This is a genomic window from Rhizobium sp. J15 (assembly GCF_002531825.1).
Classification (GTDB): domain Bacteria; phylum Pseudomonadota; class Alphaproteobacteria; order Rhizobiales; family Rhizobiaceae; genus Rhizobium.
Genome location: NZ_NWSX01000006.1, coordinates 94,283 through 106,209, shown reverse-complemented (window position 1 = coordinate 106,209; position 11,927 = coordinate 94,283). Strand labels below are relative to the sequence as shown.

Genomic DNA, 11,927 nt, shown 5'->3' with positions numbered 1-11,927 from the left:
GGTTTTGTCGCTCGTTGTCAGCAAGCGAAATACCAGAAAGCCCCTAAGAAATATTTACGAGGCGACGGGCATTGCTTGCCTGGCCGCGGGATCGACGAGCTCATGGTACAATTTCAGAACATCCTGCGCCATCACGGCCGAGGAAAACACGGCCTTTACTGCTTCACGCGAGGGCATTGTTCTCGCGTGCCAGCCGGGCGTGCTCAGCGCTTCCGCCATGACGCGGGCGAGATCGTCGGAATTGCCGGGCTCCACCAGGGCCGGACTGTCCTTGCCAAGTACCTCGGGAATCCCACCGACGCGGCTTGCAATGATCGTCTTGCCGGCGCCGAGCCCTTCGAGCACGATATAGGGCATGGCTTCGGCACGAGAGGGAACGACGAGGTTCTGCGCCATGGCGAAGGCTTCGTGGATGCGCATGGCCGGCAGCATGCCGATACGCTTGCCGAGGCCGCGTTCCACCATCATCTCGCGGTAGCGGTCACGGTCAGGCCCGTCGCCGATCATCAGCGCCGAAAGCGGCCGGCCGAGCAGCCGCTCGGTCTTGGCGAAGGCATCGACAAACAGATCGGGACCCTTGAGGTCCCGGAGCATGCCGACATAGATGAAGTGGACAGCGTCCGACCGGGTATGGATCGGTTCGAACTCCCGTTCGCCGATGCCGTTGTAGATCAGTTGCGTCTTCGTCCGCGGCTTGCCCACCTTGCGCGCATAGGTGTCGCGTTCATATTCGCAGATGAAGACCAGCGCATCGGTGAAATATTCCTGCAGGCGCTCCATCCTGAGGACGAACTGTCCCGTGAAGGAGGAGCGCGAATAATGCAGGCTTCCGCCATGCGCAGTATAGAGGCGGGCTACGCGATACCTGTTCACCCGCAAGGCTGAGCCGGCAAGTCGCGCGAGCACGCCGCCTTTGGCGCCGTGCCCGTGCAGCACATCCGGCCGCAAACTTTTGATTTTCTTGTACGTATCCCACATCGTCGCAATGTCGGACGGGCTGACCGAGCGCCGGATCGGCACGCGTGTCAGGCCGAGCGAGAGATATGGGCGGATATCGTCGAAAAGGCTGTCCTCGTGTTCGCCGCCGGTCGAGCTGTCGCAGAGAATGCCGATTTGATGGCCGGCCTTGCTGTGCTCCTCGACGAGATCGCGGACATGGCGGAAAATCCCGCCGACCGGCGACCTGAAGCAATGGAGGATGCGGAGCGGCTTCTGTTTTGTCATCGCTCAGAAGAGCCGTTCGCGGACGTAGATCGTGTCGCCGGCGATGATCGGCCCGGAAATGTTGATCCGGCCGGTCAGCACCTGTCCGTTGATCTTGCGGGTCACGTCGACCATGCTCTGGTTGGCGCGGCTGGTGAAGCCGCCGGCAACGGCGATGGCGTTCTGCACGGTCATGCCGGGAACATAGGCATATTGGCCGGGCTGGCCGACTTCGCCCATGATGAAGATCGAGCGGTAGCGATCGACATCGATGGTGACGTCGGGGTCGCGAAGATAGCCCTGCTGCAGTTTTTGGGCGATCTGTCCCGAGAGCTGCTGCAAGGTCCGGCCGCGGGCAGGGACCTGGCCGATGAGGGGGAAGGCGATATAGCCGGCCTGATCCACCGTGTAGGTGTTGGTCAGGCTCTGCTGATCGAAGACGGTGACACGCAGCCGGTCGCCGCTATCAAGCGTATAGGGCTGGATGGTCGCCTCGTTGAAGGCTTTTGGAGCCGGCTTATACGTCGTGCAGCCGCCCAATGCTGCCGTCATGGCTGCAAGGCTCAGGGCCAAAAGGATCTTGGGCGGGGCGACAGACATCCGCTTGTGCTCACAGAAAATGAACTCGGTGATGTCGTTATCGATCCGTTAGGGTTAATGCCCGGTAAAAAACCTCTGCGATTTCCCGAGTTCCTTGTCGATCGGTGCTTATTTCTTGGAAGTTCGCCATTAACCGTTGAGTTACCATGGTCGTTTACGCTTACGGCACATTTGTTGTGGAGTAAGAGCATGTCCGGCGTAGTGCGTGATCAGGATGTGGACATCGACCTCGGCCAGTTGGCCCGCGCGGTTTGGGCGCGCCGTCTCAGGATTTTGACGATTACCCTCATGGCGGCGGGCGCCGCCTTCGCCGGCGCCAAGCTCATGTCGCCGCAATATCGCAGCGAGACACGCCTTCTCATCGAGCCGCGAGCGCCGGCTTTCGCCAGCACCCAGCAGGTCAATGATGTAAGCGCCAGCCCGCTGATGGATGAATTGAACATCGCCAGCCAGGTGCAGCTCCTGCAATCGGCCGATCTCCTCAAGCGGGTCATCAACGATCTCAAGCTCTACGACCTGCCGGAATTCGACGATGCCGCCAGTGGCTCGGCGATGAGCAGCATCCTGGTGAAGCTGCACCTGAAGAAGAACCCGCTGGAAAACCCGCCGGAAGAGCGCGTCATCGACGCCTTCACCGAACGCCTGCAGGTCTATCAGGTGCCGGGGTCGCGCGTCATCGGCATCACCTTCACTTCCAAGGATCCGAAGCTCGCCGCCGCCATTCCGAACGCCATGGCGAAGGTCTATCTCTCGATCCAGAGCGGCGCCAAGCTGGATTCCAATTCGGAAGCGACGCGCTGGCTGGAGCCGGAGATCGAAAGCCTGCGGCAGAAGGTCTCCGAGGCCGAGAAGAAGGTGGCCGAATACCGCACCACCCACGGGCTGTTGCAGACGAACGGCACGACCACTTTTCCGGCCCAGCAACTGAACGACATCTCCGCCGAGCTGACCCGTGTACGGGGCGACAAGGCCAATGCCGAGGCAAGGGCGCAGGCGGTGCGCAATGCGCTGTCGTCCGGCGAGTCCTCCGACACGCTGCCCGACATCATGTCCTCGCAGGCGATCCAGCGGCTGAAGGCGACGGAATCCGGTCTCCAGTCGCAAATATCAGACCTCCAGACCAGCCTTCTCAACAGTCATCCGCGGCTGAAGAGCCTGCGCGCCCAGCTCTCCGATATCCGCGGCCAGATCCGCCAGGAGACGCAGAAGATCCTGGCGAGCATCGAAAACGAGGCGAAGGTTGCCGATCTCCGCGCGAGTGAACTGGAGCGCCAGAAAGACACGGTTCAGGCCAACAGCGCCCGCGCCGGCGAAGACGAGGTCGGCCTCAATGCACTGGAGCGTGAGGCAAACGCGCAGCGCCAGTTGCTGGAAACCTATCTGGTTCGCTACCGCGAGGCCGCTTCCCGCGCCGACAGCAATTCGAGCCCCGCCGATGCCCGCATCGTTTCCAAGGCGATCGAGCCGGTCGATCCCTATTTCCCGAAGGTCGTGCCTATCGTCGTCGTCGCCGCCGTCGCGACGCTGATCGTCAGCGCGATCGTTATCATGCTGACCGAACTCTTCAGCGGCCGGGCGCTGCGCGCCGCCGACATCGCCCCGAAGGCGTCCGATGAGGAGGCCATTGAGGACGAGGCGCCGCAGGCCGCTCCGGTCGCCGTCGCCGCGAGAAGGCCTGTCCAGCCGAGCATGCTTGCCGCCGTCGCGGATGAGGACGAGGCAGTCGAGGAGCTTGAGGCCGCCGAAGAGGCGCCGGAGGACGACAATGAATTCTCCGTTGCATCGGTTGCGGATTATCTGACCGGCAGCCGGGCACCGCTGGCGATCGCCATATCTCCGACTGGCGACAATGGCTCGGCCGCGACGGTTTTGTTGACCCGCATGCTCGCCGACGCCGGCCGCCGCGTCATCCTGATCGACATGACCGGTTCCGGTTATCCGACCGAACTGATGGCCGAAGACCGGGCGGCCCCCGGCGTCACCGATCTGCTTTGCGGCGATGCGGCCTTTGGCGACACGATCCACGGCGACCGCTTTTCCGATGCCCATCTGATCCCGCAAGGCCGGAGCGATGTGCGCCGCGCCATGCGTGGCGTCGACAGGCTGTCGCTGCTTCTCGATGCGCTCGCCGCCGCTTATGACCTCGTGGTCGTCGAATGTGGTGCGGCCGATGTCGCCGGCGTCTCTCGGCTGACGCACAGCCGCGACGTCGAGATCATCCTTTCCCTGCCGGAGATGGAAGAGGCCGTCTTCGTGACGCTGATGACCGAATTCCAGGCCGCAGGTTACGAGCGCGTCGTGCTGATGTCGGGCGGCGAAGGGGCGGAGCAGGAATTCGGTCGCGCGGCCTGAGCGATCAGCCGATTCTTGCCCGGATGCCCTGGGCGAATTTGTAAAGTTTCGGGCGCGCCTTGATATGCGCCTTGCCGCGGGTCACGAACCGGTGCGCAGCGGCGGCGGCGACGCCGAACGGCGTGATCGGCAGCACCACGTCGTGATGCGCCGTCTCGACCGGCGCCCAGGAACGCTTGTAGGTCTGGTCGCCGAGGCCGAAATCGAACAGGGCCACGCCCTTGTCGTGCAGTGCCGAAATGGTCTGCCAGTACAGGAATTCGCCGGGGCTCGTATCCGGCACGAGTTCTTCGTCGATCGCGCCGAACTGGCAGATGATGTGATCGCCCTTGCGCGAGATGCCCGAAATTGCGGCGATCCGGCCCTCATTTTCGCCTTTGAGCCGCAACGCGTGCATCTGCAGCCCGAAAGACTGCCTGATGTCGTCTCGGCTGTTGATGAGGCCGTGCAGGAAGGCCTGCGTCTCCTTGTCGGCGAAAACGTCAGGCAGGCCGAGGCTGGCGAAGCGGGCGCTTTTCAGCCGGAAGAACGTATCGAGGAGGTCGTGCTGTTCTTCCGAGGTTTCGGGAACGGCGTATTCGAAGCCGCCCGCCGCTTCGAGGCGTCGCGACTGAACCCGGAATTTCTTGCGCCGGCTCTTGGCGTTGAGCTGTTTCAGCGTTTCCTCGAAAGTGGAAAGGAGCGGCAGCTGGTAGGCATGGTTCTGGTTCTGCACCATCGGCAGCCCCGTCAGCGGCGTCTGCCTCCCGCGCCATTCCAGCGGAATGTTTTGCAACAGCAGCAGATCGGCCCGGCCCTTCAGCGCGTGCTGGAGCTGGCCGGCGAACTGGTCGGCATCGATGCTTCCGCCGCTTTCTGCAAAGTTTTCGGAAAACAGGCCGGTATTGATGTTGCTGTGGTCGGCGGCGATGAACTTGGCGATGGAAAGCCCGCGGGATTTGACGATCTCGACCGGCAGAATGAAAGCCGTCTGGCCGGCATGCGTGCCCTTGAGGATCGCAAGCGGCCGCTGAAAGGCGTCGACCCAGGCGGCGCACCAGTCATAGCTCTGGTGAAGCGACTGTAGATTGTCGCGCTCCAGGGCCCGCCAGTCGTCCTCAAGCGGCTGCATGCTGTCGAACACGCTGATGTCTATTTCGGCCATCGCGAGTTTCATGCTCAGCTGGCGCAGGTTCGAAAGGGCTGTTTCGGCCAAAGCTGCGTCATTCGACTGATGTTCATGGACATCGAGCTTTTGCGTCTGCACGGGTGGGTCTCCGGTCAAGAATGCTGAGCGGAAGGTAGGGATGCCTGACGTATATTTGGTTTAAGCGCGTGGAGTGGGCGAGGTTTTCCGCCGATCACGGTTATTCGGCCGTTAATGGCCTCACTGCTGCCGCGGTCCGGCCATCCATTTGATGATTACCATGGCCGGCAAGACCCAGAGCAGGCCGGTCAGAAAGAAATAGAGAAGATGTCCCCACCAGGGCGCATTGCCGAGCGTTGCCACCGCGATCGTATTGGCCAGCAGCGCATAGCCGAGCACGAGCACGATGATGAGGATCGTGCCGATGAATTTGCGGAGGCGGATGGGCATCGCTTATCTCTTGCAATGGATGGATCGAACCGGCGCGACGGCATGCCGCAAAGGTTCGGGGCTTGTTTTGCATGAGCCGGTGGGGCAAATCAACACCCGGATAGAAGGAGACATCATGGCCGTCGCGAACCTCACCACGGAACAGGCGATCCGCAGCGAAATGCGCAAGCAGGACCGCGACCGCCGCGCCGTGCGCCTCTGGCTCGGCTTCGTGCTCTTGACGCTCTTCTGTCTCGTGCTGGTCGGCGGCGCAACGCGGCTCACCAATTCCGGCCTGTCGATCACCGAATGGAAGCCGATCCACGGCGTCATCCCGCCGCTGTCGGCTGCCGAATGGGAGGAGGAGTTCCGCCTCTACCAGCGCATTCCCGAATTTCAGCAGCTGAACAGCTCCATGACCGTCGAAGAGTTCAAGGGCATCTTCTGGTGGGAATGGGCGCATCGGCTGATCGCCCGCGGCATCGGTGTGATCTTTGCCCTGCCGCTCGTCTATTTCTGGCTGACGGGGCGGATCGAAAGACGCCTGCGCTGGCCGCTCGTCGGCATCCTGGCGCTCGGCGGCCTGCAGGGCTTCATCGGCTGGTGGATGGTGTCCTCCGGTCTTTCGGTCCGCACGGATGTCAGCCAGTACAGGCTTGCGACCCATCTCGTCATGGCCTGCCTGATCTTCGCCTCCTGCATGTGGATCATGCGCGGTCTCTCCAGACATTCGGATGATCCGGCGCCGGCACGAAGCTCGCGCGCATTTGCTGCCGCGATCGCCATTTTCTCACTGTTCCAGATCTATCTCGGCGCGCTGGTGGCGGGGCTGGATGCCGGCTTTTCTTATAATACCTGGCCGCTGATGGACGGCGCGGTCATCCCGTCGGATCTGCTGATCCAGCAACCTTTCTGGATCAACGCCTTCGAGAACCCGAAGACCGTGCAGTTCATCCACCGGATCGGCGCCTATACGCTCTTCGCGCTCACGCTGATCAATATGGTGATCGCCCTTCGCGGCGCATCATGGACCACCCATGCGCGCCGCGCCGTCCTGCTTTTTGCGCTGGTGACGATACAAGCGACGATCGGCGTCGCCACGCTCTTGATGCAGGTGCCGCTTCACTGGGGCCTGCTGCACCAAGCCGGCGCGCTGGTGGTCTTCGGTTTCGCCGTCGCCAACTGGCGCGGCTTTTACGGTGAATATCCGCGCGAGACGCTGATCGCCGAGCATAATTGAAGAGAACCGTTCAGCGCAGCACGCCGTCGAGCAGCGGCATGCCGACGATCGCTGCGACGCCGATCAGCACGTAGCAGGCGATGCGGAAGGTCCGTTCCTCGGCGAGCCCGAACAGTTTCGAGCCGCCGTAGAGCCCGACCGCATAACTCGGCAGGATGACGACGGTGAGCGCGAAGACGGCCGGCACGAACAGGCCGCCGACATAATAGCTGATGACGCTGAAGACGGTCGAGATCGAGAAATAAAGCACGACATTTGCCCTGACGCGCGTGCGGTCGCTCTTGCCGCCGAGCCAGTAGGCGACCACAGGTGGCCCGCCGAGCTGTGCCGCGCCGCTGAAAAGCCCGGCGATCAGGCCGACGCCGCTGGTAAGCGGTGCGGAGGGCGCGCCGTGGTAACGCCACCCGGATACCAGAAGCGCAAGCAGGCTGATGGCGATGATCGTGATGCTCCAGCGCAAGAGCATCGGGTCCAGCAAAGCCAGTATGGCAGTACCGGCCGGCACGCCAAGGGCAGCACCCGCCGCCATGATGAAGACCTCGCGTCGGTTGGCGCCGCGCCAGGCGGGCGGGATCATCCCGAGCGTCGCCACGCCGTCGATGACGAGCAGAATCGGCGAGACCAGCTTCGGCCCGACGATCGCACCGCCGAGCGGAATGAAAATCAGCGCAGCGCCGAAGCCGGAGAAGCCGCGGGCAAGCCCGGCGATGAAGGCGAAGGCCATCAGCGCATAGATTCCGTGGTCGGGCAGGGCGGCGGCAAACCATCCCTGCACGCCGTCTATAAGCGCGTCCGGCGTCATGACGTCAGGAGGCGAGCATCAAGTCCATATTCTGGACGGCAGCGCCCGAGGCGCCCTTGCCGAGATTGTCGAGCAACGCCACCAGATTGACCTGCGAGCCGCCTTCCTTGCCGAAGACGAAGAGCTTCATCGTGTCCTTGCCTTCGAGCTCGACGGCGTTGACGCGGGGGAGCGCCTTGCTTTCGGCGAGCGGCACGACGGTGACGATGTCCTGACCGGCATAATGGGCGACGAGTGCGGCGTGGATGCTCTCCATCGTCGCGCCCTCGGCGAGATCGTCGAGATGCAGCGGCACCTGCACGATCATGCCCTGCGCGAACTTGCCGACGGACGGCGAGAAGATCGGCGCACGATCGAGCAGGCCGTGCACGGTCATCTCGGGCACATGCTTGTGGGTGAGCGGCAGGCCGTAAAGGAAATGCGGTGCGGTGATCGCATCCGGGTGGTCCGGATTTTCCATCTGCGCGATCAGCTGCTTGCCGCCGCCGGTATAGCCGGAGACCGCGTTGACCGTCACCGGATAGCCGTCCGGCAGGATGCCGGCGGCGCGCAGCGGCCGTATGACGCCGATCGCACCGGTGGGATAGCAGCCGGGATTGGCGACGAAGCGGGCGGCCTTGATCTTGTCCGCTTGCGCATTGTCCATTTCGGCAAAGCCATAGGCCCAGCCGGGATTGACGCGGAAGGCGGTCGAGGTGTCGATGACCCGGACATTGTTGTTGGCCGACACCATCTGCACCGCTTCCTTCGACGCGTCGTCGGGCAGGCAGAGAATGGCGATGTCGGCGCTGTTCAGCATGTCCTCGCGCATGGCGGCGTTGCGCCGCTCGGCTTCCGGAATGGACAGAAGCTCGACATCGCGGCGGCCGGCCATGCGCGTGCGGATCTGCAGACCCGTTGTGCCGTGTTCGCCGTCGATGAAGATTTTCGGTGCCATGTTAGACCTGCGCTTTCAATGGGTTCTGAAGGTTTCCGGATTCAGTTTGCGATGATACGTCAGCCTTGTGACACAGCGATGGCGCGTCGCTCGGCGTGAAGACCCAGCATATACATTGCCACTGTTGCCCCCGCAATGGCGGTGATATCGGCATGATCATAGGGCGGCGACACTTCGACCACGTCGGCGCCGCGAATGTCGAGCTGATGCAGGCGCTGCAGCACCGAGAGGATCTTGGCGCTCGACGGTCCGCCCGCGACCGGCGTGCCGGTGCCCGGCGCAAAAGCCGGATCGAGGCAATCGATATCGAAGGTGAGATAGGCGGGAGCGCCGCGCGTCTGGGAGATGATCGCCGAGGCGATGTCGCCGGCACTCATGTCCTCGACCTGATGCCCATAGAGGATGTTGATGCCGCAATCCTCCGGCGCATGGGTGCGGATGCCGATCTGGATCGAGCGGTCGGGATCGATGATGCCCTCGCGGGCGGCACGCGCCACGAAGGAACCGTGATCGATACGCCGCTCTTCGTCGAACCATGTGTCCTGGTGCGCGTCGAACTGCACGAGGGCCAGCGGCCCGTGTTTTGCCGCATGGGCTTTGAGCAGCGGCCAGGTGACGTAGTGATCGCCGCCGAGCGTCAGCAGGAAAGCGCCGCTGTCGAGGATGACGTTCGCCTGGCGTTCGATGGCCGCGGGCGTATCCTGATGGTTGCCGTAGTCGAGCAGGCAATCGCCGTAGTCGATCACGGCCATGCCGGCGAAGAGTTCGCGGTTGAAGGGATATTGCGCGTCGTTGTCGAAGATTGCCGAAGCGCGGCGGATCGCCTGCGGCCCGAAGCGCGTGCCCGGCCGGTTCGATGTCGCGGCGTCGAAAGGAATGCCCCAGACGGCAACATCGACGCCGGCAAGTTCCTTGGTGAAGCGTCGACGCATGAAGGACAGCGCACCGGCAAAGGTCGGGTCGCTGGCGGCGGAGGTGAGGCTGGTGGCGGTGAAGGCATGATCGATGGACTTGTTCGCCAAGAGGGGCTCCTTCTCTGTGGGCGCTAAACCAGAGCCGCGTTCGATGTCGACTGACATTGCCGGATCACCGGTCACGACTACACCGCGGGCGGCGGATCTGCTGCCACCCGACGAGGTCTGCCTGATCCCCCGGAAGGAGCTGGTGTTTCCTTTCGGGGCAGCAAAGGGGTAGGCGAGGTAGGCCGAGATTTCAAGCGATCCCGTTGTTTGACGGCCGCTCTTGGCTTTCGAGCGGCCGCCGTTCAGCAGCATTCGTCAGGCTGCCTTCCGCGGAAGCTGGCGCAATCCGACCAGGGTTATCAGTGCCGTCATGGCGGTATAAGCTGCGAGCGGCCAGGCCGTGTCGCCGTCGAGCAGAACCACGAACAATGTGCCTGCAACTGCGACCATGAGGCTTTCGACGCAGAAATAAAGCGCCACTGCCGTTCCCGCGGTATCGCCGAAGGCTGCGAGCGCACCGTTGGCGGTGACGGCCGTCGCAAAGACGATGCCGACTGCGATAATCCACATCGGCAGGATGAAGCTGACGAGCGGTGCCTGCAGAAACATCTCTCCCATGGCAAGCATCGCCGCTCCGGCAAGCAGCATCGCCATTCCTCTGGCGAGGCTGCCTGCGATGCCCCAGCGCATGACGAAGTGTTTGGCAAAGCGCGCCGTCACGATCATCACCAGCGCCACCGAGGCGAAGAGGAAGCTGAAACTGATGCCGGAAAAGCCGGCTTGATCGATCAGGATGCGAGGCGCAGTCGAGAAGAAGACGAAGAAGGCTCCCATCGCCGCACTGAAACCGGTCGTGTAGACCCAGAAGGGAAAGCTCGTGAGAATGGGGCGTAACGCGATGGTTGCCGCCGCAGCCGCCGGGCGGGTCTCATGCCATCGCGTGCCGGCATGGAGAATGGCGGCGACCGAGAGGAGACCGATGACGAGAAAGATGGCGCGCCACCCATAACGGTCCGCAATCACCGCTCCGACGATCGGCCCGAACGCGGGTACAAGAGATAGCATGGAACCGAGCAGGCTATAGATCACGCTGCTTTCCGGGCGCTCGGCATAGACGTCGCGCACCGTCGCGAAGGTTGCGACAAGAGCCGCCGAGGCGCCGATGGCCTGCAGCAATCGGAAGGCCACGAAGAGGGACGCTGATGAGGCGCCGGCAAGCAGGAAGGATGCAACGGCAAAGAGTGCCGCTCCGCCGAGCAGGACGGGCCGCCGTCCGACGATATCGGAGATCGGACCGAAGACGATCTGCCCGACGCCGAGCACAAGCATATAGAGGCTGAGGGTTAGCTGGATGACCTCAGGCGAGGTGCCGAGCGCCCGGGGCATCGTCGGCACGACCGGTAGATAGATGTCCATGGCAAGGGACGCCAGGATGTCGAAGGGAGCCATCAGCAACAATGCCGCCGGCACGGAATAATTCCAGGACGGAATTTTCGGATAAGACATGGGTAAGATCCGCTCAAATGATTTCATTCGGCGGCGATCTGTCTTTTCATCAGTATCGGATTTGCTGGGACAGACGCCGCAACAACAGCGCAAGGTTGTTGCGGCTTAGTTGTCTGCGGACTTGGTTGTTCCCATGAGGCGGCCTTGGCTGCGGCTTCGCACATTCGCGAAGCGCTTTGCCGGATTTCTATCAGCAGAACCGGAATGCGGCAATGGCGCCAAACAGGCCCAAGAGCTCCTCAACGCGCAAGCAAAAAGGCCGGGTTTCCCCGGCCTTCGTAAATTCCGTCTGTCCGAAGCGATTAGCGCTTGGAGAACTGGAAGGAGCGGCGGGCCTTTGCCTTGCCGTACTTCTTGCGTTCGACGACGCGGCTGTCGCGGGTCAGGAAGCCGCCCTTCTTCAGGACCGAGCGCAGGCCCGGCTCGAAGTAGGTGAGCGCCTTGGACAGGCCGTGGCGAACAGCACCGGCTTGGCCGGAGAGGCCACCGCCGGCAACGGTTGCGACGATGTCGAACTGGCCGTCACGGGCAGCCGCGACGATCGGCTGGCGCAGGATCATCTGCAGCACCGGACGGGCGAAATATTCCGCGAATTCCTTGCCGTTGACGATGATCTTGCCGGAGCCCGGCTTGACCCAGACGCGGGCGACGGCGTTCTTGCGCTTGCCGGTCGCGTAGGAGCGGCCGAGCGAATCGACCTTGCGGACGTGGGCCGGAGCAGCAGCTTCGGAAGCCGTGCCGAGTTCCTTCAGGGAGGAGAGGTCAGCCAT

The 11,927-nt window shown here is 62.9% G+C and carries 11 protein-coding genes; 2 read left to right on the top strand and 9 right to left on the bottom strand.

The window, feature by feature from the left end:
- Positions 1–54: 54 nt before the first annotated feature.
- Positions 55–1,224 carry a glycosyltransferase family 4 protein gene (locus CO670_RS06965; protein ID WP_097589578.1) on the bottom strand — a complete coding sequence of 390 codons (1,170 nt, stop codon included), beginning with the start codon at positions 1,222–1,224 and terminating at the stop codon, positions 55–57.
- A 3-nt stretch (positions 1,225–1,227) separates the two neighbouring features.
- The gene (locus tag CO670_RS06960; protein WP_097589577.1) at positions 1,228–1,803 is read right to left on the bottom strand and encodes a polysaccharide biosynthesis/export family protein; all 576 of its coding nucleotides are present in this window, start codon (positions 1,801–1,803) and stop codon (positions 1,228–1,230) included.
- Between the two features lie 189 nt (positions 1,804–1,992).
- On the opposite strand from CO670_RS06960, the gene CO670_RS06955 reads away from it, so the two are divergent.
- On the top strand, positions 1,993–4,155 hold the full coding sequence (locus CO670_RS06955; protein WP_097589576.1) for a Wzz/FepE/Etk N-terminal domain-containing protein: 2,163 nt from the start codon (positions 1,993–1,995) through the stop codon (positions 4,153–4,155).
- Positions 4,156–4,159: 4 nt separating this feature from the next.
- On the opposite strand, the gene CO670_RS06950 is transcribed toward CO670_RS06955, so the two are convergent.
- Both CO670_RS06950 and CO670_RS06945 read right to left on the bottom strand, forming a co-directional pair.
- Positions 4,160–5,401 carry a GNAT family N-acetyltransferase gene (locus CO670_RS06950; RefSeq protein ID WP_097589575.1) on the bottom strand — a complete coding sequence of 414 codons (1,242 nt, stop codon included), beginning with the start codon at positions 5,399–5,401 and terminating at the stop codon, positions 4,160–4,162.
- A gap of 120 nt (positions 5,402–5,521) precedes the next feature.
- Complete coding sequence (locus CO670_RS06945; RefSeq protein WP_097589574.1) at positions 5,522–5,731, bottom strand: DUF2842 domain-containing protein; 210 nt, start codon at positions 5,729–5,731, stop codon at positions 5,522–5,524.
- Between the two features lie 115 nt (positions 5,732–5,846).
- On the opposite strand from CO670_RS06945, the gene CO670_RS06940 reads away from it, so the two are divergent.
- Positions 5,847–6,950, top strand: a complete 1,104-nt coding sequence (locus tag CO670_RS06940) for a COX15/CtaA family protein (RefSeq protein WP_097589723.1) — start codon at positions 5,847–5,849, stop codon at positions 6,948–6,950.
- A 10-nt stretch (positions 6,951–6,960) separates the two neighbouring features.
- On the opposite strand, the gene CO670_RS06935 is transcribed toward CO670_RS06940, so the two are convergent.
- From CO670_RS06935 to rpsI, 5 genes are all read right to left on the bottom strand, one after another.
- The gene (locus tag CO670_RS06935; protein ID WP_097589573.1) at positions 6,961–7,752 is read right to left on the bottom strand and encodes a sulfite exporter TauE/SafE family protein; all 792 of its coding nucleotides are present in this window, start codon (positions 7,750–7,752) and stop codon (positions 6,961–6,963) included.
- A 4-nt stretch (positions 7,753–7,756) separates the two neighbouring features.
- Entirely contained in the window at positions 7,757–8,689 is a 933-nt protein-coding gene (argC, locus tag CO670_RS06930; RefSeq protein WP_097589572.1) for an N-acetyl-gamma-glutamyl-phosphate reductase, read from the bottom strand.
- Positions 8,690–8,748: 59 nt separating this feature from the next.
- Positions 8,749–9,711: an agmatinase gene (speB, locus tag CO670_RS06925; RefSeq protein ID WP_097589722.1), complete on the bottom strand. Its 963-nt coding sequence runs from the start codon at positions 9,709–9,711 to the stop codon at positions 8,749–8,751.
- 255 nt (positions 9,712–9,966) lie between these two features.
- Positions 9,967–11,157, bottom strand: coding sequence for a CmlA/FloR family chloramphenicol efflux MFS transporter (cml, locus tag CO670_RS06920; RefSeq protein WP_097589571.1), 1,191 nt, complete (start codon positions 11,155–11,157; stop codon positions 9,967–9,969).
- Positions 11,158–11,459: 302 nt separating this feature from the next.
- Positions 11,460–11,927, bottom strand: a complete 468-nt coding sequence (gene rpsI, locus CO670_RS06915) for a 30S ribosomal protein S9 (protein WP_010035502.1) — start codon at positions 11,925–11,927, stop codon at positions 11,460–11,462.

Excerpts from the sequence above, each read along its gene's own strand:
- cml (WP_097589571.1), bottom strand. The coding sequence starts at position 11,157 with ATGTCTTATCCGAAAATTCCGTCCTGGAATTATTCCGTGCCGGCGGCA.
- CO670_RS06945 (WP_097589574.1), bottom strand. The coding sequence starts at position 5,731 with ATGCCCATCCGCCTCCGCAAATTCATCGGCACGATCCTCATCATCGTG.
- CO670_RS06935 (WP_097589573.1), bottom strand. The coding sequence starts at position 7,752 with ATGACGCCGGACGCGCTTATAGACGGCGTGCAGGGATGGTTTGCCGCC.
- CO670_RS06955 (WP_097589576.1), top strand. The coding sequence starts at position 1,993 with ATGTCCGGCGTAGTGCGTGATCAGGATGTGGACATCGACCTCGGCCAG.
- CO670_RS06965 (WP_097589578.1), bottom strand. The coding sequence starts at position 1,224 with ATGACAAAACAGAAGCCGCTCCGCATCCTCCATTGCTTCAGGTCGCCG.
- argC (WP_097589572.1), bottom strand. The coding sequence starts at position 8,689 with ATGGCACCGAAAATCTTCATCGACGGCGAACACGGCACAACGGGTCTG.
- CO670_RS06960 (WP_097589577.1), bottom strand. The coding sequence starts at position 1,803 with ATGTCTGTCGCCCCGCCCAAGATCCTTTTGGCCCTGAGCCTTGCAGCC.
- CO670_RS06940 (WP_097589723.1), top strand. The coding sequence starts at position 5,847 with ATGGCCGTCGCGAACCTCACCACGGAACAGGCGATCCGCAGCGAAATG.
- rpsI (WP_010035502.1), bottom strand. The coding sequence starts at position 11,927 with ATGGCTGACCTCTCCTCCCTGAAGGAACTCGGCACGGCTTCCGAAGCT.